This is a genomic window from Rubritepida flocculans DSM 14296 (genome assembly GCF_000425365.1).
Taxonomy (GTDB): domain Bacteria; phylum Pseudomonadota; class Alphaproteobacteria; order Acetobacterales; family Acetobacteraceae; genus Roseococcus; species Roseococcus flocculans.
Genome location: NZ_AUDH01000012.1, coordinates 67,228 through 92,618, shown reverse-complemented (window position 1 = coordinate 92,618; position 25,391 = coordinate 67,228). Strand labels below are relative to the sequence as shown.

General features: G+C 75.5%; 24 protein-coding genes. 12 read left to right on the top strand and 12 right to left on the bottom strand.

What is annotated here, in order from left to right; genetic code table 11:
- A partial coding sequence (locus tag H596_RS0111915; protein ID WP_027285084.1) for an IS5 family transposase occupies positions 1-323 on the top strand: 323 nt, incomplete at its 5' end.
- 9 nt (positions 324-332) lie between these two features.
- Here H596_RS0111915 and H596_RS21280 read toward each other — a convergent pair.
- Positions 333-1,325: a glycosyl hydrolase family 8 gene (locus H596_RS21280; RefSeq protein WP_051212878.1), complete on the bottom strand. Its 993-nt coding sequence runs from the start codon at positions 1,323-1,325 to the stop codon at positions 333-335.
- 140 nt (positions 1,326-1,465) lie between these two features.
- Here H596_RS21280 and H596_RS0111905 point away from each other — a divergent pair, with 140 nt between their 5' ends.
- Positions 1,466-2,161: a hypothetical protein gene (locus H596_RS0111905; RefSeq protein ID WP_027285083.1), complete on the top strand. Its 696-nt coding sequence runs from the start codon at positions 1,466-1,468 to the stop codon at positions 2,159-2,161.
- A gap of 44 nt (positions 2,162-2,205) precedes the next feature.
- Here the strand turns inward: H596_RS0111905 and H596_RS0111900 are convergent, their stop codons facing one another.
- The 4 genes from H596_RS0111900 to H596_RS0111885 form a co-directional block, all read right to left on the bottom strand.
- On the bottom strand, positions 2,206-3,021 hold the full coding sequence (locus H596_RS0111900) for a transporter substrate-binding domain-containing protein (RefSeq protein ID WP_027285082.1): 816 nt from the start codon (positions 3,019-3,021) through the stop codon (positions 2,206-2,208).
- A 158-nt stretch (positions 3,022-3,179) separates the two neighbouring features.
- Positions 3,180-3,968, bottom strand: coding sequence for a substrate-binding periplasmic protein (locus H596_RS0111895; protein ID WP_027285081.1), 789 nt, complete (start codon positions 3,966-3,968; stop codon positions 3,180-3,182).
- Positions 3,965-5,287 (bottom strand): ABC transporter substrate-binding protein, encoded by a 1,323-nt coding sequence (locus tag H596_RS0111890; RefSeq protein ID WP_027285080.1) that lies wholly within the window; start codon positions 5,285-5,287, stop codon positions 3,965-3,967. Before H596_RS0111890 ends, H596_RS0111895 begins: the two co-directional genes overlap by 4 nt.
- 2 nt (positions 5,288-5,289) lie before the next feature.
- Positions 5,290-6,159, bottom strand: a complete 870-nt coding sequence (locus H596_RS0111885; protein ID WP_156910101.1) for a substrate-binding periplasmic protein — start codon at positions 6,157-6,159, stop codon at positions 5,290-5,292.
- A 221-nt stretch (positions 6,160-6,380) separates the two neighbouring features.
- Between H596_RS0111885 and H596_RS0111880 the strand changes: the two genes are divergently transcribed.
- Together H596_RS0111880 and H596_RS21275 are read left to right on the top strand one after the other, a co-directional pair.
- Positions 6,381-7,445, top strand: coding sequence for a glycosyl hydrolase family 8 (locus tag H596_RS0111880; protein ID WP_027285078.1), 1,065 nt, complete (start codon positions 6,381-6,383; stop codon positions 7,443-7,445).
- 73 nt (positions 7,446-7,518) lie between these two features.
- Entirely contained in the window at positions 7,519-8,490 is a 972-nt protein-coding gene (locus H596_RS21275) for a tripartite tricarboxylate transporter substrate binding protein (RefSeq protein WP_084602722.1), read from the top strand.
- An 11-nt stretch (positions 8,491-8,501) separates the two neighbouring features.
- Here H596_RS21275 and H596_RS21270 read toward each other — a convergent pair whose 3' ends face one another.
- From H596_RS21270 to H596_RS22960, 3 genes are read right to left on the bottom strand one after another with little or no spacing between them, the layout of a single operon-like run.
- Entirely contained in the window at positions 8,502-10,451 is a 1,950-nt protein-coding gene (locus tag H596_RS21270; RefSeq protein WP_037301103.1) for a MacB family efflux pump subunit, read from the bottom strand.
- Positions 10,448-11,560: an efflux RND transporter periplasmic adaptor subunit gene (locus H596_RS21265; RefSeq protein ID WP_051212874.1), complete on the bottom strand. Its 1,113-nt coding sequence runs from the start codon at positions 11,558-11,560 to the stop codon at positions 10,448-10,450. The genes H596_RS21270 and H596_RS21265 overlap by 4 nt, the downstream gene beginning before the upstream one ends.
- Before the next feature lie 57 nt (positions 11,561-11,617).
- The gene (locus tag H596_RS22960) at positions 11,618-12,367 is read right to left on the bottom strand and encodes a hypothetical protein (RefSeq protein WP_051212872.1); all 750 of its coding nucleotides are present in this window, start codon (positions 12,365-12,367) and stop codon (positions 11,618-11,620) included.
- 112 nt (positions 12,368-12,479) lie between these two features.
- Here H596_RS22960 and H596_RS0111855 point away from each other — a divergent pair, with 112 nt between their 5' ends.
- From H596_RS0111855 to H596_RS0111845, 3 genes are read left to right on the top strand one after another with little or no spacing between them, the layout of a single operon-like run.
- Positions 12,480-12,764: a hypothetical protein gene (locus tag H596_RS0111855; protein WP_027285077.1), complete on the top strand. Its 285-nt coding sequence runs from the start codon at positions 12,480-12,482 to the stop codon at positions 12,762-12,764.
- Positions 12,761-13,423 carry a response regulator transcription factor gene (locus H596_RS0111850; protein WP_027285076.1) on the top strand — a complete coding sequence of 221 codons (663 nt, stop codon included), beginning with the start codon at positions 12,761-12,763 and terminating at the stop codon, positions 13,421-13,423. Before H596_RS0111855 ends, H596_RS0111850 begins: the two co-directional genes overlap by 4 nt.
- Positions 13,420-14,724: a sensor histidine kinase gene (locus H596_RS0111845; protein ID WP_051212871.1), complete on the top strand. Its 1,305-nt coding sequence runs from the start codon at positions 13,420-13,422 to the stop codon at positions 14,722-14,724. The genes H596_RS0111850 and H596_RS0111845 overlap by 4 nt, the downstream gene beginning before the upstream one ends.
- 189 nt (positions 14,725-14,913) lie before the next feature.
- Here H596_RS0111845 and H596_RS21255 read toward each other — a convergent pair whose 3' ends face one another.
- Both H596_RS21255 and H596_RS0111835 read right to left on the bottom strand, forming a co-directional pair.
- The gene (locus tag H596_RS21255) at positions 14,914-16,299 is read right to left on the bottom strand and encodes a sensor histidine kinase (RefSeq protein ID WP_051212869.1); all 1,386 of its coding nucleotides are present in this window, start codon (positions 16,297-16,299) and stop codon (positions 14,914-14,916) included.
- Entirely contained in the window at positions 16,292-16,969 is a 678-nt protein-coding gene (locus tag H596_RS0111835; protein WP_027285074.1) for a winged helix-turn-helix domain-containing protein, read from the bottom strand. Before H596_RS0111835 ends, H596_RS21255 begins: the two co-directional genes overlap by 8 nt.
- Positions 16,970-17,109: 140 nt before the next feature.
- Here H596_RS0111835 and H596_RS0111830 point away from each other — a divergent pair, with 140 nt between their 5' ends.
- The 3 genes from H596_RS0111830 to H596_RS0111820 all read left to right on the top strand — a co-directional run bounded on the left by H596_RS0111830 (position 17,110) and on the right by H596_RS0111820 (position 19,773).
- Positions 17,110-18,537 (top strand): DegQ family serine endoprotease, encoded by a 1,428-nt coding sequence (locus tag H596_RS0111830; protein WP_027285073.1) that lies wholly within the window; start codon positions 17,110-17,112, stop codon positions 18,535-18,537.
- Between the two features lie 100 nt (positions 18,538-18,637).
- The gene (locus H596_RS0111825) at positions 18,638-19,276 is read left to right on the top strand and encodes a peroxiredoxin (RefSeq protein ID WP_027285072.1); all 639 of its coding nucleotides are present in this window, start codon (positions 18,638-18,640) and stop codon (positions 19,274-19,276) included.
- Positions 19,277-19,293: 17 nt separating this feature from the next.
- Positions 19,294-19,773: a methyltransferase family protein gene (locus H596_RS0111820; RefSeq protein ID WP_027285071.1), complete on the top strand. Its 480-nt coding sequence runs from the start codon at positions 19,294-19,296 to the stop codon at positions 19,771-19,773.
- 27 nt (positions 19,774-19,800) lie between these two features.
- Here the strand turns inward: H596_RS0111820 and H596_RS21250 are convergent, their stop codons facing one another.
- Positions 19,801-20,781 (bottom strand): SLAC1 family transporter, encoded by a 981-nt coding sequence (locus H596_RS21250; protein WP_051212866.1) that lies wholly within the window; start codon positions 20,779-20,781, stop codon positions 19,801-19,803.
- 78 nt (positions 20,782-20,859) lie between these two features.
- Between H596_RS21250 and H596_RS0111810 the strand changes: the two genes are divergently transcribed.
- Both H596_RS0111810 and H596_RS0111805 read left to right on the top strand, forming a co-directional pair.
- Positions 20,860-21,894: an efflux RND transporter periplasmic adaptor subunit gene (locus H596_RS0111810; protein ID WP_084602718.1), complete on the top strand. Its 1,035-nt coding sequence runs from the start codon at positions 20,860-20,862 to the stop codon at positions 21,892-21,894.
- Positions 21,891-25,037, top strand: coding sequence for an efflux RND transporter permease subunit (locus H596_RS0111805; RefSeq protein ID WP_027285069.1), 3,147 nt, complete (start codon positions 21,891-21,893; stop codon positions 25,035-25,037). The genes H596_RS0111810 and H596_RS0111805 overlap by 4 nt, the downstream gene beginning before the upstream one ends.
- Positions 25,038-25,264: 227 nt before the next feature.
- On the opposite strand, the gene cydX is transcribed toward H596_RS0111805, so the two are convergent.
- Positions 25,265-25,384 carry a cytochrome bd-I oxidase subunit CydX gene (gene cydX / locus H596_RS23425; protein WP_084602716.1) on the bottom strand — a complete coding sequence of 40 codons (120 nt, stop codon included), beginning with the start codon at positions 25,382-25,384 and terminating at the stop codon, positions 25,265-25,267.
- Positions 25,385-25,391 lie beyond the last annotated feature (7 nt).

Sequence of the window (25,391 nt, the reverse complement as noted above, 5' to 3'; positions counted from 1 at the left end):
TGAACGACCAAAAGGGCGCCAACATCCTCGCCCCGCTACTCCCACCCGCGCGCGAGCTGATCGCCGACCGCGGCTATGACAGCAACCCGTTCCGCACCGCCCTCGCCGAGCGTGGCATCGCCGCCTGCATCCCCCCCAAGAAGAACCGCAAGCAGCCCATCCCCTACGACAAGGCGCTCTACCGCCAGCGCCACCGCATCGAGATCGCCTTCGGCCGCCTCAAGGACTGGCGCCGCATCGCCACCCGCTACGACCGCTGCGCCACCACCTTCTTCGGCGCCATCACACTCGCCGCCATCGTCATCTTCTGGCTCGGACAATGAGTCCTGAGCCTAGTAATCCGTCGCCGCGGAGAGGCGGGGCATGAGCCCCGGCGCGCCCCGCCCCTCCCGCGCGGCGCGGGCGAGCTGCGCCACGCTCGCAATCCCCGCATTCGCCGGATAGGGCGCGAGCTGGTCGCCGCGGAAATCCGTCCAGGCCGGGATGGGCCGGCCTTCCATGTGCATCCAGAACTCCACGCTGGCCTGCACCGCCACATGCCGGGCCGAGCCGCCCCAGCACAGGTAGAGCGGGATGCGCACCGCGTCGAAGGAAAAGCGCGGCGGCCAGTTGCGCGCCACGCTCAGGCGCTCGGTCTGCAGGTCGATCTCCAGCCAGTCCGGCGGCAGGCCCCAGCGGCCGTAGCGCGCCTCCTGCAGCAGCGCCAGGCCATCGGCCTCGATGCGCGTCCAGGCCGCGTCGCGCGTCAGCCGCCCCAGGGCGTGAAAGGCCGGCAGCGCGTAGTAGGAGAGGTTCAGCACCACCCGGCTCGCGTTGCGGAAGCCGTAGGCGCCGGGCAGGAAGAACCAGCGCCGGCCGAGGTTGAAGAAGCAGGCGCGCTGCAGATCCCGCGCGATGGCGAGGCCGCGGCGCATCAGCTCCGGCTGGTTCCAGCGCTCGGCGGCCTCCACCAGCGCCCAGGCGATGAAGAGATCGCCGTCGCTCGCGTTGTTGATGTCGGTCACCGGCGGCGTGCTGTCGGGCGCCCAGCGCCAGGCGTGCAGGCTGTCCGAGGGGCGGCGGAGATTGGCCAGCGTCCAGGAGAGGATGCGGTTGAAGGAGGGCTGGTCATTGGCGCGCTGGGCGGCCAGCAGCGCCCAGCCCTGGCCCTCGGAGTGGGAGACGTTCCGGTTGCCCGTGTCCACCACCCGGCCCTCGGGCAGGAGGAAGCGCTGGCGGAACTCCGCCCAGTCCTGCTCGTCGGAGCCCAGGGCGCCCGCCGGCTCAGGCCAGGCCAGCGCGCCGGCCGCGCCGCCGGCCAGGGCGGTGCGGCGGCTCAGCGGCATGGGGCGCACGCCCCGCGGGGCGGCCCTGCATCGCCTGCATGGATTTGATCCGGATGAAGGCGGCCCTGGCACGCGGGGTGCATATATTCCAGCAAATGGCGGGGCGCAGCCGCCCCGCCCCCCGATGGAGTTCCCCGTCCATGCGCCGCCTCCGGCCCCTTGTCCTCGCCGCCCTCGCCGCCCTCGGCCTTTCCGCGGGCGCGCCGCGGCCCCAGACCGCCGCCCCCGCCGGACAGGGTCTCGCCCTGCCCGTGCTGGCCGCCGCGCGCGAGATTGACCTCGACATGTCCCGCAGCGAGGCGGTGGAGGTGCTGCGCGCCGCCGGGCTTTCCATCGAGCAGGAGGCGGATTTGCCGCCCGATGGGCTGACGCGGCTGATCGTCGCCGTGCCGACCGACGACGACTGCCTGCCGCGCGGCGCGCCCCTCGCCTGCGCCAATATCCGCGTCCATCTGCTGAACGACCCGCAGCGCGGGCACCGCGTGGTGCGGATCGAGGCCTTCCAGCCGCTCGAGCAGCGGCTCAGCGTGGCCGAGGTGTTCCGCCAGGCCGGCGCCGCGCTCGGCCCGCCGCTGCAGACCACGACCTGGCCCGAGCAGGTGCGCGGCGGCAGCGTCAGCGTCTGGCGCCAACGCTGGCGGGACGGCATGAGCGAAGGCCCGCTGACCGAGATCATCGCCACCCAGCCCAACGAGGATCCGGTGACCGGCGCCACCGCCCTCGCCAACCCGCAGGAGCCGGCCGCCGGGGTGGGTTATGTGCGCGCCGACCTGGATGCGGAAAGCGCCTTCGCCTCGGTGCGGCGGCGCCTGATGGAGCCGCGCGGCGGGCGCTGATCCGGGCGGCGCCGCCCCCTCTCGATGCCGCGTAGCCCGCCGCATCACGGTGTGGCCCCGATGCCCGTCTCCGCCCCGCGGAAATAGATGCGGTGCAGCTCCGCCAGCCCGCCCGCGGCCTCCTCCACCCGCAGGAAGCCGTTCACGAAATGCAGGAAATCCGGCTCGCCGCGGGGCAGGGCCAGCGCGATGCGCCAGCGGCGGATCACGAAGGCCTCGCGCAAGGGGCTCTCGGGATGGTCGAGCAGGTGCTGGCGCAGCACCGCATCCTGAACCGCAGCGCCATCCGCGTCGCGTTCTGCAACGGCGGCGAGGCATTGCCAGGGGTCCGAGAGGAAGAGCACCTCCGTGCCCGCCGGCACGGCGCGCGCCGTGACTTCGGCGAGCAGCGCGCCCGCCGGAACGGCAACGCGCCGGCCGCGCAGCGCCTCGAAGCCCGCCGGCGCTTCGCCCTCGCGCGCGGCCATGACGGCGGCGAGCCAGCCATGCGGCCTGGCCAGCGCCAGCCGGCCCAGCACGCTGGGATCATAGGGGATGCCCGCGCCCAGCATGTCCACCCGGCCCAGCTCCAGCGCGGGCAGCCGGTTCTCCGGCTCGAGCCCCACCAGGTCGAGCCGCACGGAGAGCGCCGCGGCGAGACGGCGCAGCAGCGCCACCTCGAAGCCGTCCGGCGCGCCCCACATGTCCAGCATTCCCCAGGGCGGATTGTCGAACCACACCCCGGCGCGCAACTGGCCGACAGCGAGGATGCGCGCGAGCGCCCCCGAGGGCTCGCGCGCGCGCAGCGCCGGGGCGGGCAGCAGCGCCAGCCCGCCCAGCAGCAGCGCGCGACGGCGGGGATCGGGGGGCGCGGCCCTCATGGCAGCGGCCCCTTGCATGGACGGCTGACGCTGCGGCGCGGCCGCCGGTATGCCCTTGTCCTGGCGCGCAGCCGCCACACCGGGTCCCATCGAACAAAGCTTCGATGGGTGCCCGCCAACCCTGCGCGCGATAGGGGCGGCATGTGATGCCGCCCGTATCATTCGAAGGCCTCCCGCGGCGCGCGCCGGCCGAGGAAATGCTGCGAGAGGATGTCCAGCACCCCGCGCCGGCGCAGCAGGCGCAACTGCATCTCCACCGCCGCCAGAAGATCGTGCTCCCCCCAGCGCACCGCCGCCCCGATCAGGGCGGATTCGAGCCCGGGCCCCGTGGTCAGGTCGGGCAGGCGCTCCCGCAGCTTATCGGCCATGAGGTCCGACAGCACGGCGCCCTGGCAGAGTCCCGCCTGGATCGCGGCCTGCGCCGTCTGCCAATGCGGGACGGGGTGCAGCCGCACCCCTGCCCAGGCGAGCTGGCGCTGGATCCAGAGCGTGGTCAGCCCCGCCGGCGCGGCCAGAACCGCGCCCGCCCAGGCCATCGGCCCGGCCCGGACCATGGCCTCCGGCAGCAGCACCCGCCACTCCACCCGCGCATAGGCCGGGCTGAACATGGCGAGCCGCAGCGCCTCCCGCCCCAGCGGCGGGGAGGAGAGCAGCAGGTCGAAGGCGCCGGCGCGCAGCGCCGCGAGGCGCTGGCCCGCAACGCTCTCGACGAAGAGCGGCCGCACGCCCAGCCCCTGGGCCAGCCCCTGGCCGAGCGCGATCAGATAGCCGTCGAGCTGCCCGTCCGCATCGCGCGCGCAGAGGCCCGTCTCCTCCACCTCCACCCCCATCAGGATCTGGCCCGCCGCGCGCACCCGGGCCCAGGCCCCGTCGCGCGCAGCGGCCGGGCGGAACGCTGCGCCGAGGCCCAGCCCGGCGAGGAGGAGGCTGCGCCGGCAGGGGCTCATGGGCGCGGCCCGCAGGCGTCGCAGATCTGCCGCCAGGCCGCCTCGGCGGCCTCGGCGGCCTGGGCGGGGGTCAGGGCCCCCGCGGCGACGCGCCGCCAGAGCGGGTCCGTCATGGTCTGCCACAGCGCCGCGCCGGGCGCGATCGTGTCCTTGAGCCGGGTGGTGGCGAGGATGTGGTCATGCACCCGTTCCGTCTGCTCCGTGCCACACCCCCATTCCAGCACCTCGGGATCCTGCCGCAGGGGCAGGGCGCAGAAGGGCAGGCCGTGCTGCAGGAAAAGCCGGCGCGCCGTGTCGTAGGCGCCCGAGGCGTCGCGCCCGCCCAGGCGCTCCAGGAGCCGCGCGGCGCGGCGCTCCCGCCCCGGCTCGGAGCGCGCGACCACGGAGAGGCATTGCAGCCGCACCCAGCCGCAGCTCGCCGGGCCCGTCGCCTCGCCACCGAAGGGCAGCGGGGCGAGGCGGATGCTGGCGGCAACCGGCGCGTTCAGCGGCTGGCGCAGCCAGTCCAGCCGGTAGGTGGGCAGCACGGCGAAGGCGTGCCGGCCCTCGCCCAGCGCCGCCGCGCATTGCGCCTCCGTCATCCGCAGCGCCTCGGAGGGCAGGATGCGGTGGTCATGAATCAGCGCCTGCAGCAGCGTCAGCGCCGGGACGATGCCGCGCCGGTCGTCGGTCATGATCGGCTCGCCCCGCGCGCCGATGAAGCCGCCGCCCAGGCTGTAGGCGAAGGCGGTGACGAGTTCGAGCAGCCAGGGCTCGGCCGAGAGGGGCATGATCAGGGGCCGGGCCGAGAGGCCGCGCGCGCGCAGGGTGCGGGCCTGCTGCACCAGTTCCTCCCAGCGCGTCGGCGGCGCGCGGAACCCGGCCTCGCGCAGCATGTCCAGATTGACGAAGAGGCCGAGCGAATCCCTGTAATAGGGCAGCCCGTAGAGCCGGCCGCGGAAGCGGAGCGCCGCCTGGCACTCGGGATCCTGCTCGCGGGCCGATTCCGCCAGCCCCGGAAGATCCTCGAGCGGGGCGACGAGGCCCGAGACGACGAGTTCGGGCAGCCAGGAATCCGAGACCCAGGCGATGTCCGGCCCGTCCGGCCGGCGCAGCGCCTCGGGCAGGGCCTCGAGATACTCCGCCCAGGGCAGGTGCACATGCCGCACCGCCACGCCGGTGGCGCGCAGATGACGCGCGAAGCTCTCGCGGAAGGCGGGCAGGGAGACGGCGGTCCAGGTCAGGACCGAGACGCTGGGCGGGAGGCTGGCGCGGGCGGGCCGCCCCGCCCCCAGGGCCAGGGCGCCGAGCAGCGCCGCGCGGCGGGCCAGGGCGGCCATGCTCAGTGCTCCTCCGGCAGGGGCGGGAAGGGCAGCCCATAGGCCTCCCGGAAGAGCCCGGCCACCACCCCCTCCTCCAGCGCCAGCATCACCGCCTGGTCGAGCGCGCGCCGCAGGTCGTGCTCGCCGAAGGCGGTGGCGGCCGCATAGGGCTGGGTGGCGAGCACGGTGCGGATGATCCAGCCCCGGCTCGGGTTGCGGTCCTGCAGGGCGCGGGCCTCGACGGCGGTGGTCAGCGCGCCATAGGCCTCGCCGCGCAGCAGCGCCTCCTCCAGCGCCTCGGGGGTTTCCGCGGGAAGCAGGCTGATCAGCTCCGTCGGCTGGCCGAGATCGGCCAGCGCCTCCAGCAGCCGGGCGCGCCCGGCGAGCGGGACGCCCGTCCATTCCGCGAGGCGGCGGCGCTGGCGCTCGCCGCGCGGGGCGAGCACCACGAGGTCGGTCACGAGATGGGGCCGGGCGAACATCACCTCCCGGGCGGCCGGGCGGGTCAGGGCGATGGGCAGGGCGACGTCCACGAGGCCCTGGGCCAGCCACTCGATCGCTTCGCCGGGCAGGCGGGTCTGCTCGATCTCGGCGCGCAGGTTGATCAGCCCGGCGAGGCGCGGGGCCAGCGCCTCGCTCAGCAGGTCGCGGGCGGGGGCTTTGGGCGGGGCCGGGGGGCGCGGCAGGCTGCGCAGGGCGGGGGTGAGCGCCACGCGCAGCCTTCCCGCCCGGCGCGCCGCATCCAGCAGCCCGGCCGGGGCGGCGAAGCCGGGCGGAGCGGCCAGAACAAGAGGGGCCGCGAACAGCGCCCGCCGACGGATGGGGCGGGCCGGCGCGCCGTCGTCTCGCTCCTCGCCGCCGCCCGTCATCCCCAGCCTCTCTGCCGCCACACCGCGCTCCGCCCTTTCGGGGGCGCGCCGTCCCGGAGCTTAGCGGGCCCGGCCTGCCGGGCCTTGCGGCGCATCAACCCCAGGCGTCGGGCGGCCCGCTCGCCCCTCCGTGCGCGAAATCTTATGGGGCGGCATGAAGCGCCGCAACGGCCGCGCTGCGCAGGGCGTGCCGAGGCGCGGCGGCGGTGGCGCGGGGGCGGGGCGCGTGCAACCATGGATTCATGTCGCGTCTCGGCCGCCGATCGCTCCCGCCCGCGGCCCTCGCCGCGGGGCTGGCCGGACGCGCCGCCGCCGCGCCGGCGCCCGGCCCCCAGGCGGATTGGGAATGGGTGCGCCGGCGCTTCCTCGACCCCCAGGGGCGCATGCGGGTCACAGGCCGGCCCTCCGTCACCGATTCCTTCCTGCAGGCCGTGGGGCTGCTCGCGGCGCATCGGGCCGAGGACCGGGCGGGCTTCGCGCGCATCCTCTCCTGGTCCCGCCAGGCGCTCGCGCGGCCGGAAGACCGGCTCTGGGTCTGGCGTCACGAAGAGGGCGCGCACCGCGCCCTTCTCGATTTGAACAACGCGAGCCAGGCCGATCTGCTGGCCGCCTGGGCGCTGTGCGAGGCCGGGCGCGACTGGCGCGAGGCGGGCTATCGGCGGCTCGGCCAGGAGATGGCGCGCGAGGTGCTGCACCGCTGCCTGCTGCCCCCGCCGGGCCCGATGCTGCTGCTGCCGGCGGCGGGCGGCTTCGCCAACGCCACCCGCGCGGTGGTCGCCGCGGGCGGCATCCCCTTCGCCGCGCTGGCCGGGCTGGAGCGCGAGCTCCCCGATCCGCGCTGGGCGGCGCTGCGCGAGGACGCGCTTTCCCTGCTGCGGCGCGCGCGCTTCGGCCCCTGGCGCCTTCCGGCCGACTGGCTGGAGCTGGATCGCGCCTCGGGCCGCCTCGGCTGGGCCAAGGGCTGGCCGCCGCGCTTCACGGCCGAGGGGGCGATGGCAGTGCTGCACCTCTGCTGGGCGGGGCTGGGGCGAGAGCCGCCGGTGGCCGCCGTGCTCGCCTTCTGGCGCTCGGCCGGGCCCACGCCGGTTCCGGCCTGGGCCGATCTCCTCACCGGCGCCGTGGCGCCGCACCGGGGCGGGCCCGGGCTGCTCGCCCTCTTCGCGCTCGCCGAGGCCGCGGAGCTCGGGCGCGGGGTGATGGAGGCGATGCCCCGGATGGCCGAGGCGGAGGACGAGGAGGCGGCCGCGCTGCTGCTGCTCGCGCGCATGGCCTGGCGGGATCTCGGCTTCAGCCGGCGCGGCGAGTAGCGGCCGGGCAGGGGTGCCTATCCGCGCGGGCCGGGCTCTGGCAGGCTCGCCCCGCTTCGGGACGCTCGGACAGATGCCCATGACCCTGCCGCGGAGGCTGCTGCTCGCTGCCCTGACGGCCGCGCCCTCCCTGCGCGTGGCCTTCGCGCAACCGGCGGCGCGGGGCGAGGCGGTGACCATCCTCGTTCCCTACTCCGAGGGCGGCGTGAGCGATCAGCTCGCCCGCATGCTGGCCGAGCGCCTGGCGCCGCGACTCGGGGTGGAGGTGCGGGTGGAGAACCGGCCGGGCGAGGGGGGCCTCCTCGCCGCGCAGGCCGCCGCGCGCGCGCCGGCGGATGGGCGCACGCTGCTGCTGCACGGCAGCGGGATCGTCGTCATGGCGGCGAACGCGCCCAGCCCGCGCTTCAACCCGAACATCAGCCTCGCCCCGGTGGCCCATGTGGCGGAGCTGCCGGGAATTCTCGTGGCGCACCCCGCCCTGCCGGCGCGGGATCTGGCCGAGCTGCTCGGCCTCATCCGCCACGCCTCCCGCCCGCTGCGCTGCGGCGTGCTGGGGGCGGGCGGGGCGGATGACAGCCTCTGCCGCGCGCTGGGCGTGGCCGCCGAGGGGCCGGTGGCCCCCGTGGTCTATCGCGGTTCCGCCCCGCTGCTGCTGGACCTGGAGGCTGGCGCGGTCGAGATCAGCCTCGGGCCGCTGCCGGCCTATCTGCCCCTGCTGCGCGCGGGCCGGCTGCGCGCCCTGGCCGTGACGACGACCGAGCGCCTGCCCGGCTGGCCCGATGTGCCGACGCTGCGGGAATCCGGCTTCGCCTTCGACGGCCTGGCCTTCAACGCCCTCTTCGCGCCGGCCGGAACGCCGCCCGCCGTGATCGCGCGCCTGCATGCGGAGGTCACCGCCATCCTGGAGGAACCCGGGCCGCAGGCCTGGCTGAGGGAGATGGGCGCGACGCGCCAGCCGCTCGACAACGCCGCGCTGGCCGCGCTGTTCCGCGATGTCTGGGAGGAGACGATGCGCGCGCGGGAGCGTTGGGACGGGCGGCGGTGACGCCGGACGTCTCACGGCCCCGCCAGCGCCCCCACCGGATCGAGCCTCGCCGCGCGCCGCGCCGGCGCAATGCCGAAGACCAGCCCGCAGCCCAGCGCGCAGAGCAGCGCGAGCAGCACGGGCTCCGGCGTCAGCACGCTGGCGAAGCCCGGGGCGAGATGGGGCAGGGCGAGGCTCGCCCCCACCCCGAGCGCCACGCCCAGCACCCCGCCCGCGAGGCAGAGGCAGGCGGATTCGATCAGGAACTGCAGCGTCACATCCGCCGGCCGCGCGCCCACCGCCGTGCGCAGACCGATCTCGGCGGTGCGTTCCGTCACGCTCACCAGCATGATGTTCATCACCCCGATCCCGCCCACCAGCAGCGAGATGGCGGCGACGGAGCCGAGCAGCAGCGCGAAGGAGGATTGCGTCTGCTCCGCCTGCGCGATGGCCGCGCTCATGTTGCGCAGGTGGAAATCCTCCTGGCCGTGACGCTCCAGCAGCAGGCGGTGGATGTTCCGTTCCGCCGCGGCGAGATCGGCCTCGGGCCGGATGCGCGCGACGATGTCCGCGACATGCACGTGCCCGAGCAGGCGGCTCGCCCCCGTGGTGGAGGGCACCCAGATCTGCTCGTCGCGGTCGTGCCGGCCGCCGCCCGTGACCACGCCCTTGCGCTCCATCAGCGCGATGACCTGGAAGGGCGTGTTGCCGATGCGGATGTATTCGCCGACCGGATCGCGCCCGTCCGGGAAGAGGATGCGCCAGGCCCGCCAGCCGATGGCCGCGACGAGGGCGTGGCGCTCCTCGTGCTCCCGCTCGAAGAAGCGCCCGCTGACCGGCCGCCAGTCGCGCACGCGCGGAAAGTCGGCGCCCGTGGCCACCACCGTCACGCGGTGGTCCACCTCGCCCGCGCGAACGGGAAAGGCGCGGTTGGTCTCGGGGATGGCGGCCAGCACCTCGGGCAGCCGCGCGATGGCGGCGAGGTCGCCGGGGAGGAGGGTTCGCACCGTCTCCTCGCCGCCGCGCACGTTGCGCGCGCCGCGCTTCACCTCGATCAGATCCGTGCCCATGGCGCGGATGGAGGCGAGCACCTGCTCGCGCGCGCCGGCGCCGATCGCCATCATCGCCACCACCGAGGCGACGCCGATCAGGATGCCGAGCATGGTGAGCAGGCTGCGCAGCCGCCGCGCGCCGAGCGCGCGCCAGGCCATGGTCAGCGCCGCGCCGAGCGCCGGCGGCGCGCCGGCGGGCGCCGGGCGCGGGGCATGTAGGGCTTCCGGCGCCGAACGCGGCCGCAGCACCTCGTCGGAGACCACGCGCCCGTCGTGCAGCGTGACGATGCGATCCGCCGCGCGGGCCAGCGCCGCGTCATGCGTCACCATCACCACCGTGCGCCCCTCGGCGTGCATGGCGCGCATGAGCGTCATCACCGCCCGGCCGCTCTCGCTGTCCAGAGCGCCGGTGGGTTCGTCGGCGAAGACGATCTCGGGGTCGTTCATCAGGGCGCGGGCGATCGCGACGCGCTGCTGCTGGCCGCCCGAGAGCTCGCCGGGCCGGTGATGGGCGCGATCCGCAAGGCCCAGTCGGTCGAGCAGGCGCGCCGCGCGGGCGCGCCGCGCCGGCCCCGGCGCGCCGCCGTAGAGAGCGGGGATCTCCACGTTCTCGAGCGCCGTCAGCGCGGGGATCAGGTGATAGCGTTGGAAGACGAAGCCGAAATGCGCGCGCCGGAACTGCGCGCGCTCCGCAAGGCCGAGCGCGCCCGTCTCCTGCCCGCGAAAGCGCACGCTGCCCTCGCTCGGGCGATCGAGCGCCGCCATGATGTTCATCAGCGTGGACTTGCCGGAGCCCGACTGCCCGACGATGGCGACGAACTCGCCCGCGGCGATCTCGAGGTCGATGCCGCGCAGCACCGTCACCGCGGCCTCGCCCTCGCCGAAGACGCGCGTCACACCCGAGAGGCGCAGGATGGGCGCGGCGCTCATCGCACGCGCTCCGCGCGCGGCGCGACGCGGGCGTCCGGCCCGATCCCCTCCAGGATCGCCACATGCACCTCGTCGCGCGCGCCGAGGCGCACGGCCTGCCAGGCGAAGCGCCCATCGGGCTGCAGCACAGCCACCGCATCCTCGCGCCCGCGCCGCCCCGCGCCGCGCAGCGCGGCGAGCGGCAGGGCGAGCGCGCCGCGGCTCTCCTCCAGCAGGAAGAAGACCTGCGCGGTCATGCGGCTGCGCAGCGCGCCATCGGCGTTGGGCACGACGAAATGGCCGTGGAAGAACACCGTGTCGCGGTTCGGCACCGCCTCGGGCTGGATCGCCTCGAGCCTGCCCTCCCAGCGGCGCTCGCCCGCGCCGATCACGGTGAACCAGGCGGGCTGGCCGGGGCTGACCCGCCAGACATCGCCCTCCGAGAGCTCCGCGCGGAGCCGCATCTCCGAGAGGTCGGCAAGGCGCAGGATCAGCGGCGCGGTGTTGGTCGCGTTCAGCACCTGGCCCTGGCGGGCGATGATCTGCGTCACCGTGCCCGCGATGGGGGCGAGGATGCGCGTGTTCTGCAGGTTGAGCTGCGCCGTCTCCAGCGCCGCCTCGGCCTGGCGCTGCTGGGCTTCCAGCACATGCAGCCGCGCCTCGGCGATGGTGCGCTGCGAGGCGGCGTCCTCGATCGCGGCGGGCGCGCTCACCCCGCGCACGCCGAGCCGGGCGAGGCGCTCGTGCTGGCGGGCGGCGATCGCGGCCTGCTCGGCGGCGATGCGGATTTCGGCTTCCAGCGCGGCCAGCGCCGCCTCGGTCCGCAGCACCTCGGCGGCCGCGCGGCGCGGGTCGATCTCGGCGAGAAGCTGGCCGGCCTCCACGCGGTCGCCCTCGGTGACGAGCAGGCGGCTCAACTGGCCCGAGACCTGCGCGCCCACCTCCACCTCCCGCGCGGGCAGGAGTTCGGCCGTGGCGGTGACGGTGCGCGCCACGTCGCGGCGCTGCGGCGCGATGGTCTCGGGGCCGGCGGCGGGCGTGGTCGCGGGCAGGCGGCCCGTCGCGGCCGCGGCGAGCAGGGCGAGGCCCGTCAGGCCGGCGAGCATCAACAGCTTGGGGCGGCGGCGCATCCTGCTCTCCTGCATCGGAAGGGGTGGCGCCAAAGGGCCGGCGCCACCTTCGGGGGCTCAGCGGAGGATTTCGACGTGGCGCACGCCTTCCGCATGCACGTGCAGCCGCACGCGCTGCCCGTCGGCGCGCACCGCCTCCACCTCGTAGTGGCGCGGGCGCGCCTGCATCCCGCCGGTGAGGCGGAAGCCCGCGGCCTCGGCGAGGCGCCGCGCCTCCGCCTCCTCGGGGCGGATGTCGAAGCCGCGGCCGCGGTCCCAGGTCTCGCGGAAGACGCGGCCCTCGAAATCGACGCGCACCAGCACGCGCTCGCCGCGCGGGTTGAGCGCGATCACCTCGTAGTGGCGCTCGTGCCGCTGCGGCGCGCCCTGCGCGCGATAGCCCGCGGCCTCCACGGCGCGGGTCGCGGCCTCGGGCGCGATGGCGGCGGCGTGGCGCGCGGGGCCGCGGCGGTCCGGCCCCCGCTCGTGGCGGTGCGGCTTGCCGGGCGGGCGGGCGATGGCGATCTCGCGCCCGTCCTCGCGGCGGATGGTCTCGGCGCGGAAGCCGTTCTCCTCCATCCGGCCGGTCACCGTCAGGCGCTCGCCCGAACGGATGTCGAGGCGCTGGTGCCGCGCCGGGCCGCCATCCACGAGCATGCGGCCGGTCTGGTCCTGCATCACGAAGCGGTTGCCGAACACGTCGGTCACCTGGCCCTGGATGGTCACGCCGCCGGGTGCGAGGCTGCCGATGGGCACCTGCGCGGCGGCGGGTGCTGCGAGCAGCGCGGCGAGGCCGAGCGCGGCGAGGGCGGTCTTGCGGGTCGTCATGGCATGTCCCCTTCGGAGGTTGAACGCGGGCCGCTCTTGCCCCATCCCCGTTGAACCCGGCCGGAACCGCGCCGTTCAAGCGCCGTTCAGGATCGGGGATCGAGGAAGGGCCATGTTCCGCCGCCACCTGCCGCTTCTTTTGCTGCTCTCCGCCCCTGCTCTCGCGCAGCCGCTGCTGCCGCTGCCCGAGGCGGTGCGCCGCGTGGAGGCGCGCTATCTCGGGCGCATGATCGAGGCCGAGGTGGTGCGCGGCCGCCCGCACGAGGCGGCCGACATCGTCTATCTGCTGCGCTGGCAGACGCCGCGCGGCGACATCCTGCGCATCCGCGTCTCGGCGGTGGACGGCGCGCTGCTCGATGTGGACGGCCAGGGCATGATCGAGGCGCGCCGGCCGTGAGGGTGCTGCTGGCCGAGGACGACGCGACGCTGGCCGCGCAGCTCTCGCGCGCCCTCGCCTCCGCGGGCTTCGTCGTGGACCACGCGCCGGACGGCGAGGAGGCGCTGCATCTCGGCCTGAACGAGCGCTACGCCGCCTGCGTGCTCGATCTCGGCCTGCCGCGGCGCGACGGGATCGCGGTGCTGCGCGAATGGCGCGCGGCCGGCGTCGCGCTGCCCGTGCTGATCCTCACCGCGCGCGAGGCCTTCGCCGACAAGGTCGCCGGGTTCCGCGCCGGGGCGGACGACTACATGACCAAGCCCTTCCGCGCCGAGGAGGTGGCGCTGCGCCTGCACGCGCTGGCGCGCCGCGCGGCGGGGCACGCCAACCCGGTGCTCTCCTGCGGGCCGCTCGCGCACGACACGCTCGCGGGCAGCTTCACGCTCGACGGCCTGCCGCTGCGCCTCACGGCCTTCGAGGCGCGCATCCTCGCCTTCCTGATGCTGCACCGGGGCCGCACGGTGAGCCGCACGGAACTCTCGGACCACCTCTACGGCAGCGACGCCGACCGCGACTTCAACACCATGGAGGTGCTGGTGAGCCGGCTGCGCCGGAAGATCGCGCCCTGCGTCATCGAGACGCTGCGCGGCGAGGGCTGGCGCCTCGCGCCCCCCGCGTGATCCGCTCGCTGCGCGCGCGGCTCTTCGCGGCCTCGGCGGCGGCCATCGCGGCGGGGCTGCTGGCGGCGGGGCTCGCCCTCTCGGCCATCGTCGGCGCGACGGTGACGCGCGCCTTCGACGAGCGGCTGGACGCCGCGCTCGCGGCCGTGGCGGCGGGGCTCTCGCGCGAGGAGGAGGGCGGCGCGCTGCGCCTGGATGATCCCGCGCTCGACCCGCGCTTCGAGCAGCCGCTCTCGGGCTGGTACTGGCAGGTGGATGAGGCGGGGGCGCCGGCACGCCTCATCTCCGGCTCGCTGTGGAACGCCACGCTCGGCGAAGGGCCGGGGCCGGCGGGCGAGGTGCTGCGCGAGCGGCGGCGCAGCCTCACTGTCCCCGGCGGCGGCGCGCCGGTGACGGTGCGCATCGCCGCACCGGCCGCGGCGCTGGAGGAGGAGCTGGGCGCGGTGCGCCGGCCCGTGGGGCTGGTGATCCTGCTGCTCGGCCTCGCACTCGGGCTTGTGGTGTGGGTGCAGATCGGCTTTGGGCTTCGACCGCTGCGCGCGCTCGGCGCCGACGTCGCGGCCATGCGCGCGGGGCGCATCGCGCGCCTGCCCGAGGCGCGCTTCGCGGAGGTGGCCGCGCTGACCGACGAGCTCAACGCGCTGCTCGACCACCAGGCCCGCATGGCCGAGCGCGCGGTGCGCCACGCGGGCGATCTCGCGCACCAGCTCAAGACGCCGCTCGCCGCCATCGCCAACGCCGCGGCCGAACCGGGGCGCGACCCGGAGGGCGTGATCGCCGCCGCGGTGGGCCGGATGGAGGCGCATCTGCGCTTCCACCTGCAGCGCGCCCGAATCCTGGGCGGTGCCGGACAGCGGGGGCTGCGCTGCCCGGTCGGCCCGGTGCTCGAGGATCTCGTCTTCCTGATGCGGCGCGCCCATGCGGCGCGGGCGCTCGACATCCTGCTCGAGGCGGAGGGCGCGCCGGATTTCGCGGGGCATCGGGAGGATCTCGAGCTGATGGTCGGCAACCTGCTCGACAATGCCTGCAAATGGGCGCGGCGCCGGGTGGCGGTCAGGGCATGCGAGGCGGAGGGGCGGCTGCGGCTCGAGGTGGCGGATGACGGGCCGGGCATGCCGGAAGCGCGGCGCGCGGCGGCGCTGCAGCACGGCGTGCGGCTCGACGAGCGCGTGCCCGGCCAGGGCTTCGGCCTCGGCATCGTGAGCGAGACGGTGGCGCTGTGCGGGGGGCGGCTGCGTCTGGAAGACGGGCAGCCCGGTCTGATCGCGAGGCTCGATCTGCCGCGGGCGAGGGCGGGGTGACGCGTCCGGCCTCGCACCGACCCTCTCATGCCAGCGGCCGCATGCTTTGACTCCTGAGAAGCCGGGGCGGCCGCTGGTATGCACTCGTTTCGGCGCGCCGCCGCCCCACCGAGCCCCAACGCGGCCTGCCGCGTTGGGGGGTGGCAACCGGGAGTGCGCGATACGGCCGGCATTGTCGTGCCGCCCGCATCACCGCCCCGCCTCTCCCCCATCCGGAAGCGTGAGCCGCACGAGCAGGCCCGGCCGCGCATCCTCGAGCGCGATGCGCAGCCCGTGCAGCTCCGCCACCGCCCGCACCAGCGCGAGGCCGAGGCCGCTGCCCGGCCCGCTGCGCGCCTCGTCCAGCCGGTAGAAGCGCTGGAACACGCGCTCGCGCTCCGCCTCGGGGATGCCCGGGCCGTCATCGGCCACGCGCAGCTCCCCGGGCGAGAGTTCGATCAGGATCCGCCCGCCCTCCCGGCCGTGACGCACCGCGTTCTCGACCAGGTTGGCCAGCATCTGCGTCAGCAGGGCCGAATCCCCGGGCAGGCAGATGCCGGGCGCGATGCGGGCGTGCAGCGTCTGGCCCCGCTCCTCGGCGGCCGGCGCATAGACCTCGGCCACCGATTCCGCGACGGCCGAGAGATCCACCCGCGTGAAGCCGGCGCGCCGCGTGCCGGATTCCACCTGCGCGATTCGCAGCAGTGCGGCGAAGATGTCGAGCAGCCGGTCGGCCTCGGCCTGGGCCGCGGCGATGGCCTCGGGGTCCGCCCCGGCCGCCGCCTCGTCCAGCCGCTGCCGCAGCCGGGTGAGCGGCGTGCGCAGGTCATGGGCGATGTCGTCGGTCACGTTCCGCAGCGCGCCCATCAGGCCCTGCAGCCGCTCCAGCGTGGCGTTGATGCGCGCGGCGAGCCGGTCGAACTCGTCGCCGCCGGCGCCGACGGGCAGGCGCCGCTCCAGCGCTCCCTCCTGCACGGCGGCGAGCACCGCTTCCATCGTCGCGGCGCGGCGCGCCACCCCGCGCCCGATCAGCAGCCCCCCCGCGAGGCCGAGCGCCAGCACGCCCCCCGCCACCCAGCCGGCGACGGCCAGCAGCCGCTCCTCCAGCGCGCGCGCGGCCGAGAGGTCGCGGCCCACCACCAGCGCCCCCCCGCCGGGCAGAGGGGCGGCCAGCATGAGCACCGGCGCGGTCCCGCCATCGGGCAGCCGGATCGCGCCCTCGTGCCAGCCGCGCGCCCGGGGCGCGGCCGAGAGGTTGCCCGCGAGGCGCTGCCCGTCCGGCCCGGCCAGCAGGTAGTATTCCTGGCCCGTCCGGTCGGCGGCGAGCCGCGCCTCGATGGAGAGCGCGACGCCGCGCAGGCCGGAGGCCGCGCCCGAGCGCATCAGCACGCCCATGCCGCGCTCGATCTCCTGCGCCGCCTGGCGCGCTGCGAAGCCGGCCGTGACCCACCAGGCCACGCCGCCCACCAGCGCGGTCCCGGCGAGGGTGAGCAGCAGGTGCAGCAGCGTCAGCCGGAAGGCGGTGGTGCGCGCGAAGGCCCAGCGCGGGGCGGCCTCCTGCCGGCGGGCGCCGGCCCCTTCGCCCGTCTCAGCCATCGGCGCGGATGACGTAGCCCGCGCCGCGCACGGTGTGGATCAGCTCCCGCCCGAAGCCCTTGTCGATCTTGGCCCGCAGCCGGCTGATATGGGTCTCGACCACGCTGGTCCTGGGGTCGAAGTGGAAGTCCCACACGCCTTCGAGCAGCATGGTGCGCGTCACCACCTGGCCCTCGCGGCGCATCAGGTATTCCAGCAGGCGGAACTCGCGCGGCTGCAGCTCGATGCGCCGGCCCGCGCGGGTGACGGTGCGGCGGATCAGGTCCATCTCGAGATCGCCCACGCGCAGCACCGTCGCCTCGCGCTGCAGCGGCGGGCGGCGGGCGAGCGCGTTGAGCCGCGCGAGCAGCTCGGCGAAGGAGAAGGGCTTGGCGAGGTAGTCGTCGCCGCCCGCCTCGAGCCCCTCGACGCGATCGCCCACCCCGGCGCGGGCCGTCAGGAACAGGGCGGGCGTGGCCACGCCGGCGGCGCGGGCGGCGCGCACCATGGCCAGCCCGTCCAGCCGGGGCAGCATCCGGTCCACCACCATCACGTCGTAGCCGCCGCCGGTGGCGAGGAAGAGGCCGTCCTGCCCGTCCGCGGCGCGGTCCACCACATGGCCGGCCTCCTCGAGGCCGCGGGCGATGTAGGCGGCGGTCTCGGGGTCGTCCTCGACGAGCAGGATCTTCACGGCGCCTCCCTCGGCGGCGGGCAGAGCATACGGATCGGTAAAGGCCGCGACAGGGGGCGGGCAAGGGCTGCGCTGTCTGCTGCGCCGCAGGCCGGCCCGCGCGGTGCGGCCCCGGCATCCCCGATGGGAGAAAGCAGAACATGGCCACCCCCTTCCGCCTTCGCCGCCCGGCGCTCGCCGCCGGGCTTCTCGCGCTGGCGCTCGGCACCACGGCGCTGAGCGCGCTGCCCGGCACGGCGCAGACCCCGCCGCCGCTGGCCGCCGCCTTGCCGCGCCCCGCCGGCCCGGATTTCGCCGATGTCGCCGCCCGGGTCGGCCCCGCCGTCGTGCAGGTGCTCGCCACCGAGCGGCTGCGCGCCGCCGCGGAGAGCCCGGCCCCGCCGCGCGGCGCGCCGATGGAGGAGATGTTCCGCCGCTTCGGCGGGCCCGGGCCGCAGCAGGGGCCGCGCCGCGCCGGCCAGGGCTCGGGCTTCGTCATCGCGCCCGAGGGCTACATCGTCACCAACGCCCATGTGGTGGGCGAGAACGCGGAGCTGCGCGTGCGGCTGGCCGATGGGCGCGAGTTCCCCGCCACCCTGGTGGGCCGCGACGCGCCCACCGACATCGCGCTACTGAAGATCGAGGCCGGCGCGCCGCTGCCCAGCCTCTCCTTCGGCGACAGCGACGCGCTGCGCGTCGGCGAATGGGTGATGGCGATGGGCAACCCCTTCGGCCTGGGCGGCACCGTGACGGCGGGCATCGTCTCGGCGCGCGGGCGGCAGATCGGCGCGGGGCCCTATGACGACTTCATCCAGACCGACGCCTCGATCAACCCGGGCAATTCCGGCGGGCCGCTGTTCAACGCGGCGGGCGAGGTGGTGGGCGTGAACACCGCCATCTTCTCGCCCTCGGGCGGCAACATCGGCATCGGCTTCGCCGTGCCCTCGCGCATGGTGCAGCAGGTCGTCGCGCAGTTGCGCGAGCACGGGGCGGTGCGGCGCGGCTGGCTCGGCGTCTCGCTGCAGCCGGTGGACCAGGATCTGGCCGCCGCGCTCAACCTGCCCGAGCCGAAGGGCGCGCTGGTCAGCGCCGTGCAGCCGGGCAGCCCGGCCGCCCGGGCGGGGCTGCGGGCGGGCGATGTCGTCACCGCCGTCGAGGGGCGCAGCGTGGCGACGCCGCGCGACCTGGCCGCGGCGGTGGCGGAGCTCGCGCCCGGGCGCAGCGCCACGCTGCGGCTGCTGCGCGACGGCGCCGCGCTGGAGCGCCGGGTGGAGCTGGGCAGCCACCCCGCGAGTCTCGCCGCCGCCAAGCCCGGCGGGCCGGCGCAGCCCTCGCTCGGCCTCGCCCTCGCGCCGCGCGCCGAGGGCGGGGTGACGGTGACGGCGGTGGCGCCGGGCAGCCCGGCCGCCGAGCGCGGGCTGCGCGCCGGGGATGTGGTGCTGCGCGCCGGCGGGCGCGAGGCGCGCGCGCCGCGCGACGTGATCGAGGCCGTCGAGGCCGCGCGCGCGGCCGGGCGGCCCTCCATCGCGCTGCAGGTCGAGCGCGAGGGCGAAAGCCGCTTCATCGCCCTGCCGCTGCGCGCGGCCTGATCGGGCGGCAGGGGAGGCGCGGGGCGGGAGGTTGAAAAGGTAAGGTTTCCCTAATATAAGGGAATCCTTCCCTTCTGCTTTCTGTGGAGCCAAGCATCCCATGACCGCCCAACCCGGCCTTCCCCGGCTGAACGAGCCCGCGCCCGATTTCCGCGCCCGCACCACCCATGGCGAGCGCAGCCTGGCCGATTACCGCGGCAAGTGGCTCGTGCTCTTCTCGCACCCGGCCGATTTCACGCCCGTCTGCACCACCGAGTTCATCGCCTTCGCCCGCGCGGCCGACCGCTTCAAGGCGCTGAACGCGGAACTGCTCGGCCTGTCCATCGACAGCCTCTTCTCCCACCTGGCCTGGGTGCGGAACATCGAGGAGAAGTTCGGCGTCGAGATCCCCTTCCCGATCATCGAGGATCTCAAGATGGAGGTCGCCGGCGCCTACGGGATGGTGCATCCCGGCGCGGCCGACACCCAGGCCGTCCGCGCGACCTTCCTCATCGACCCCGAGGGGGTGCTGCGCGCCATGGTCTATTACCCCATGACCAACGGCCGCAGCATCGAGGAGATCCTGCGCCTGCTGATGGCGCTGCAGACCTCCGACCAGCACGGCGTGGCCACGCCCGAGGGCTGGACGCCGGGCGGCAAGGTGATCGTGCCCCCGCCCAAGACCGCCGAGGCGGCCGCCAAGCGCGCCTCGGAGGGCTATGAGACGACGGACTGGTATTTCTCCACCCGCAGCCTGTGATAGGGGCGGCGGGCGCGATGAGCGTATCACAGCGCCCGAACCGCCTTCCCTGGCCGCCGCTCCTCTTCGGGGCGGCGGCGCTGCTCGCCTGGCTGGCGGGGCGGCTGCTGCCGCTGCCCTGGCCGGAGAGCGCGGCCCTCACCCTGGCCGGCTGGCTCCTCGCCGGGGCGGGGCTCGGCCTCGATCTCTGGGCGATGGCCTGGATGATGCGGCATCGCGCCAACATCCTGCCGCATCGCGCCGCCACGGCGCTGGTCACCAGCGGGCCCTTCGCGCTCTCGCGCAACCCGATCTATCTCGGCAACACGCTGCTGCTGACGGGGCTCGGGCTCGCCTTCGGCAATCCCTGGTTCCTTCCCGCCGCCGCGGGCGCGGGCCTCGCCGTGCGCCGCCTCGCCATCCTGCGGGAGGAGGCGCATCTGGCGGCGCGTTTCGGCCCCGCCTGGGAAGCCTACGCCGCCCGCACCGGCCGCTGGTTCGGCCGGCGCGGCGGCTGATGCGGGCGGCGTGACCGCCCCCGCCTGTCACCCTTCCGGCTGAAGCAGATGCCCCTGGGCCGCGGCGCGCAGCGTGGCGGCCGCGACCAGGGCGAGGATCGCGCTCGCCGCCAGCAGCAGCAGCCACAGCAGCGGCGCCTGCCAGGCGGCGGGATGCGCCCGCCCCGCCGCCAGCGCCGCGGCGGCGAAGGCGGCCGTGGGGAAGGTCCAACCCCACCAGGACATGGCGAAGGGCAGCTTGGCGAACTCGGCGGCGAAGCTCGCCAGCACCAGCGCCAGGAAGGCCGCCAGGCCGAGCAGCGCGAGCGGCCCCGGCCCGAAGCCGCCGCCGAGCCCTGCCAGCGCCAGCGCCCCCACCGAGGGCGGCGCGAGCAGGATCACCAGCGTGGGCCGCAGCCGGGGCGGCAGCGCCGGCCCCGTCACCAGCCGGGCGAGCAGGATGGGCTGCAGCATCGCCCAGAGCAGCGCGCCGAGGCCGAACATCATCCAGGAAAGCGCATCGAAGCCCAGCTTCGCGCCGATCACCGGGGCGAGGATGTTGCCCACCAGCGGGATCAGCATGGGCGGGGCGAGGCTCGCCGCCTCGCGCGGGGCGCGCAGCAGGCCCCGCACCGTCCAGGCGGCGATCAGCACATGGCCCGCCACCGCGACCAGCCACACCGCGGCCGCCACCCCCCGCGCGTAGGGGAGGAGCCCGCCCGCGAGCAGCATCAGCCCGATGGTCACCGCGCCCGCGAAGGCCGCGCGGATGGGGTGGGCGAGGTCCGCCGCCAGGGCCTCGGGGTGGCGCGCGAGCCGCACCGCATGCAGCCCCGCCACCGCGAGCCAGACCAGCCCCGCGAGCAGCAGCAGCGCCTCGCCCACCAGCGCGGGCGCGCCCAGCACATGCGCGGCCTCGCGCCAGGCGAGGCCGAGCCCGCCCAGCCCCATGGGCGCGGCGAACAGGGCGAGCGGGAGGTGGCGCAGACGCTCGCCCGGGATAGCATCGGCAGAGACAGCGACATTCATGACGGCACGCCCTTCTACTATTCGAAGTTTCTTATATATGAGAACCAACGCCGTCTCAACACGGAAGAGTCCCCGCCCATGTCCGTGAGCCGCCCTGCCCGCCCGCCCGCCGCCCCGCCCCGCGGTCGCGCCCGCCCGCCCTCGCCGCGCGCGCTCGCCCTGGCCGCGGCGCTGCTCGCCGCCCTCGCCCCGGCGCCCCTCGCCGCCGAGGAGCGGCTGACGGTTGCCGCGCGCGTCGTGGAGGACCCGCGCCCCGTCTTCGCGACGGTGGAGAGCGTGCGCGAGGTGGAGGCGCGCGCGCGCATCCCGGGCAGCCTCGCGCGGCTCGAGGTGCGCGAGGGCGATGCGGTGGCCGCCGGCCAGGTGATCGCGCTGGTGGAGGATGCGAAGCTGCCGCTGCAGATCGCCGCCCTCGACGCCCGCCTCGGCGCGCTGGCGGCGCAGCGGCGCCAGGCGGCGCTGGAACTGGAGCGCACCCGCGCCCTGCGCGCCACCGGCACCGCCACCCAGGCGCGGCTCGACGATGCGCAGACGGCGCTCGACGTGGTGGAGGGCCAGATCGCCGCCGCCCAGGCCGAGCGCGCCGTCGTCGTGCAGCAGCAGCGCGAGGGCGAGGTGCTGGCCCCCCAGGCGGGCCGGGTGCTGCGCGTGCGCGGCACGCCGGGCGCGGTGGTGATGCCGGGCGAATCCCTCGCCACCATCGCCACCGACCGCTACGTGCTGCGCCTGCGCCTGCCCGAGCGCCACGCGCGCTTCCTGCGCGCGGGCGATCCCATCGAGGTGGGCGCGCGCGGCCTCGCGGACGGCGCGCCGCTCGGCCGGGGGCGCATCACCCTCGTCTATCCCGAACTCCAGCAGGGCCAGGTGGTGGCCGACGCCGAGGTGCAGGGCCTGGGCGACTTCTTCGTGGGCGAGCGCGTGCGCGTGACCATCGCCGCCGACCGGCGCGCGGCCATCCTCATCCCGCGCCGCTTCCTCATGGACGGCCCGGGCGTGGATCTCGTCCGCCTCGCCTCCGGCGCCGTGGTGCCGGTGCAGCGCGGGCCCGCGCGCGGGGAGGAGGTGGAGATCCTCTCCGGCCTCTCCGCCGGCGATGTGCTGGTGCGGCCATGAGCCTCGGCGTCTCGGGCCGGCTCGCCCAGGCCTTCATCCGCTCGCCGCTCACGCCGCTGCTGCTGGTGGTCTCGGTGGCGGTGGGGCTGCTCGCCCTCTTCGCCCTGCCGCGCGAGGAGGAGCCGCAGATCAGCGTGCCCATGGTGGACATCGCCGTGCGCGCCGACGGCCTCGCCGCGCCGGATGCGATGGAGCTCGTCACGCGCCCGCTCGAGGCCATCGTCACCGCCATCCCGGGCGTGGAGCACGTCTACAGCCAGACGCGCGACGACGCGGTGATGGTCACCGCGCGCTTCCTCGTCGGCACCAGCGCGGACGACGCGATCCTGCGCGTGCACGAGCGGCTGCGCGCCAACTGGAACCGCATCCCGCTCGGCATTCCCGAGCCGCTGGTGATCGGCCGCGGCATCAACGACGTGGCGGTGGCGGTGGTGACGCTGAGCCCGCGCGACGCCGCGGGCCCCTGGGACGACGCAGCGCTGCACGAGCTCGCCGACCGGCTGCTCAGCGAGTTCGCGACCATCCCCGAGGTGGGGCTCACCTATCTCGTCGGCGGGCGGCCGATGGAGCTGCGCATCGAGCCCGACCCCGCGGCCCTCGCCCGGCACGGCATCACGCTCAATCAGCTCGTCGAGAAGCTGCAGGGGGCGAACGCCTCCTTCCACGCCGGGCGGCTTCGCCTCGACGGGCGCAGCCTGCCCGTGCAGGCGGGCGAGACGCTGCGCGGCGTGCCCGATGCGGGGCTGCTGCTGCTCACCTCCGCCGATGGAAGGCCGGTCTATCTCGGCGATGTCGCGCGCATCTCGGCCGCGCCGGCGCCGCTGGAGGCGCGCGTCTGGCGCCTCACGCGCGCGGGGCAGGAAGGCTTGCGCGAGGCCCCGGCCGTCTCCATCGCCATCGCCAAGCGGCCCGGCGCGAACGCGATCGAGGTGACGCGGGCCGTCCATGCGCGCATCGCGGCCCTGCAGGGCGGGCTGATCCCCGAGGGCATCCGCGCCGAGGTGACGCGCGACTACGGGCAGACCGCGCAGGAGAAGTCGGACGAGCTGCTGTTCCACCTCGGCCTCGCCACGCTCTCCATCGTGGCGCTTGTCTGGCTCGCCATCGGCTGGCGCGCGGCCGCGGTGACGGCGGTGGTGATTCCCGTCACCATCCTGCTCACCCTCTTCGGCGCGCTGATGCTGGGCTACACGCTCAACCGCGTCTCGCTCTTCGCGCTGATCTTCTCGATCGGCATCCTGGTGGACGACGCCATCGTGGTGGTGGAGAACATCGACCGCCACTGGGCCATGAAGGACGGGCGCGACCGCGTGACGGCCGCCATCGAGGCGGTGGCCGAGGTGGGCAACCCCACCATCGTGGCGACGCTGACCGTCATCGTCGCGCTGCTGCCGATGATGTTCGTCTCCGGCATGATGGGGCCCTACATGGCGCCCATCCCGGCGGTGGCCTCGGCGGCCATGGCCTTCTCCTTCTTCGTCGCGATGGTGCTCACGCCCTGGCTGATGGTGAAGCTCGGCGCCTCGCACGCCGCGCATGAGGACGGGCGGCTCGGGCGGGTCTATCGCGCCGTGGCGGCGGCGGTGGTGGAGCGCCGGGCCGTCGCCTGGGCCTTCCTCGCGGCCACCGGCGTCGCCACCCTCGCCTCGATGCTGCTCTTCGCCACGCGCGATGTGACGGTGAAGCTGCTGCCCTTCGACAACAAGTCGGAGCTCTCGGTGGTGCTCGACATGCCCGCGGGCACGAGCCTCGAGGCGACGGAGCGCGCGCTGCTCGCCGCCGCTGCGCGGCTCGCCGCCGTGCCGGAGGTGGCGAGTGCCACGCTGAATGCCGGCACCGCGGCACCCTTCAACTTCAACGGGCTGGTGCGGCACAGCTTCCTGCGCGCCTCGCCCGAGCTCGGCGACCTCGACATCCAGCTCACCGACCGGCACCACCGCCCGCGCGAGAGCCACGCCATCGCCCTCGATGTGCGCCGGCGCCTCGCCGATCTGCCGCTGCCGGAGGGCGCGCGGCTGCGCGTGGTGGAGGTGCCGCCCGGCCCGCCGGTGCTGGCGACGCTGCTCGCCGAGATCTACGGCCCCGACGCGGAGAGCCGCCGCGCCGCCGCGGCCACGGTGCGCGAGGCCTTCCGCCGCGTGCCCTTCCTCGTGGACCTCGACGACAGCATCGCCGACCCGGGCGAGCGCCTGCGCATCCGCCTGCTGCCCGACCAGCTCGAGTTCCACGGCGTCGAGGAGGGCGCGGTGCACGACACGCTGCGCAGCCTGCTGCGCGGCGTGCCCGTCGGCTGGTCGCATCGCGGGGCGGGGCGCAACCCGCTCGCCATCATGGTGCGGCTGCCCAAGGACCGGCTGACCGTGACGGAGGAGCTGCTGGTGACGCCCGTGCCCGGCCGGCGCGGGCCGGTGGAGCTCGGCAACCTGGTCGAGATCCGCCGCGAGCCGGCCTCGCCGCCCATCTTCCGCCGCAACGGCCGCCCGGCCGAGATGGTGATGGCCGAGCTCGCGGGCGCCTATGAGGCGCCGATCTACGGCATGCTCGCGGTGGCCGATGCGCTGGCCGGCATGCCCGGCGCGCCGGACATCCGCCTCGCCGGCCAGCCCGACAACCCCGCGCGCCCGGTGCTGCTCTGGGAGGGCGAGTGGGAGGTGACGCGCGTGACCTTCCGCGACATGGGGGCGGCCTTCGCGGTCGCGCTGCTCGGCATCTATGTGCTGGTGGTGGCGCAGTTCCGCAGCTTCACCCTGCCGCTCGTCGTGCTGCTGCCGGTGCCGCTGGCGCTGCCCGGCGTGGTGCTCGGGCATTGGGCGATGGGGGCGGCCTTCACCGCGCCCTCCATGATCGGCTTCATCGCGCTCGCCGGCATCATCGTGCGCAACTCGATCCTGCTGGTGGACTTCATCCGCCACGCCCCGCGCGAGGGCCGCAGCCTGCGCGCGGTGGCGCTGGAAGCGGGCGCGGTGCGCTTCAAGCCGATCGCGCTGACGGCCGCGGCGGCGATGATCGGGGCGGGGTTCATCCTGGCCGATCCGATCTTCCAGGGCCTCGCGGTGGCGCTGCTGTTCGGGCTGCTCTCCTCGACGCTGCTCACCGTGCTGGCCATCCCGGCGGTCTATCGGGTGCTGCGGGATCCGAGCTGACCCGGGCGGTGGATGGGCGGGAGGTATCGCGCGCGGGGGGGGGTGGCGCCACCTCGCGCGGTGAGCCGCGTTCGGGCCCGAACTGGCGACGGCGCGTCGGACCGAAGGCATGGAGCGGCCGCGTGCCAGTTTCACGGGCGACAGGGCGCGGCGGCTGCTTCGAAGCGGACACGAAAAGGCCGGCGGGAGCACCCCCGCCGGCCTGATGCCTCACGGCGTTAGAGCCCTCAATCCCCCCGCGCCGCGACGCGCGCGGCGTCGTCCTCGCGCATCTCGAACCACATCGCGTTCAGCACGGCGAAGGCGGCGGCGAGCGGCAGGCCCAGCAGCCAGGCGAAGTACCACATGCGTTCG

Excerpts from the sequence above, each read along its gene's own strand:
- H596_RS22960 (WP_051212872.1), bottom strand. The coding sequence starts at position 12,367 with ATGACGACCCGCAAGACCGCCCTCGCCGCGCTCGGCCTCGCCGCGCTG.
- H596_RS21280 (WP_051212878.1), bottom strand. The coding sequence starts at position 1,325 with ATGCCGCTGAGCCGCCGCACCGCCCTGGCCGGCGGCGCGGCCGGCGCG.
- H596_RS0111825 (WP_027285072.1), top strand. The coding sequence starts at position 18,638 with ATGACCGCCCAACCCGGCCTTCCCCGGCTGAACGAGCCCGCGCCCGAT.
- H596_RS0111805 (WP_027285069.1), top strand. The coding sequence starts at position 21,891 with ATGAGCCTCGGCGTCTCGGGCCGGCTCGCCCAGGCCTTCATCCGCTCG.
- H596_RS21275 (WP_084602722.1), top strand. The coding sequence starts at position 7,519 with ATGCCCATGACCCTGCCGCGGAGGCTGCTGCTCGCTGCCCTGACGGCC.
- H596_RS0111880 (WP_027285078.1), top strand. The coding sequence starts at position 6,381 with ATGTCGCGTCTCGGCCGCCGATCGCTCCCGCCCGCGGCCCTCGCCGCG.
- H596_RS21255 (WP_051212869.1), bottom strand. The coding sequence starts at position 16,299 with ATGGCTGAGACGGGCGAAGGGGCCGGCGCCCGCCGGCAGGAGGCCGCC.
- H596_RS21270 (WP_037301103.1), bottom strand. The coding sequence starts at position 10,451 with ATGAGCGCCGCGCCCATCCTGCGCCTCTCGGGTGTGACGCGCGTCTTC.
- H596_RS0111820 (WP_027285071.1), top strand. The coding sequence starts at position 19,294 with ATGAGCGTATCACAGCGCCCGAACCGCCTTCCCTGGCCGCCGCTCCTC.
- H596_RS0111855 (WP_027285077.1), top strand. The coding sequence starts at position 12,480 with ATGTTCCGCCGCCACCTGCCGCTTCTTTTGCTGCTCTCCGCCCCTGCT.
- H596_RS21250 (WP_051212866.1), bottom strand. The coding sequence starts at position 20,781 with ATGAATGTCGCTGTCTCTGCCGATGCTATCCCGGGCGAGCGTCTGCGC.
- H596_RS0111905 (WP_027285083.1), top strand. The coding sequence starts at position 1,466 with ATGCGCCGCCTCCGGCCCCTTGTCCTCGCCGCCCTCGCCGCCCTCGGC.
- H596_RS0111830 (WP_027285073.1), top strand. The coding sequence starts at position 17,110 with ATGGCCACCCCCTTCCGCCTTCGCCGCCCGGCGCTCGCCGCCGGGCTT.
- H596_RS0111895 (WP_027285081.1), bottom strand. The coding sequence starts at position 3,968 with ATGAGCCCCTGCCGGCGCAGCCTCCTCCTCGCCGGGCTGGGCCTCGGC.
- H596_RS0111810 (WP_084602718.1), top strand. The coding sequence starts at position 20,860 with ATGTCCGTGAGCCGCCCTGCCCGCCCGCCCGCCGCCCCGCCCCGCGGT.
- H596_RS0111900 (WP_027285082.1), bottom strand. The coding sequence starts at position 3,021 with ATGAGGGCCGCGCCCCCCGATCCCCGCCGTCGCGCGCTGCTGCTGGGC.
- H596_RS21265 (WP_051212874.1), bottom strand. The coding sequence starts at position 11,560 with ATGCGCCGCCGCCCCAAGCTGTTGATGCTCGCCGGCCTGACGGGCCTC.
- H596_RS0111890 (WP_027285080.1), bottom strand. The coding sequence starts at position 5,287 with ATGGCCGCCCTGGCCCGCCGCGCGGCGCTGCTCGGCGCCCTGGCCCTG.
- cydX (WP_084602716.1), bottom strand. The coding sequence starts at position 25,384 with ATGTGGTACTTCGCCTGGCTGCTGGGCCTGCCGCTCGCCGCCGCCTTC.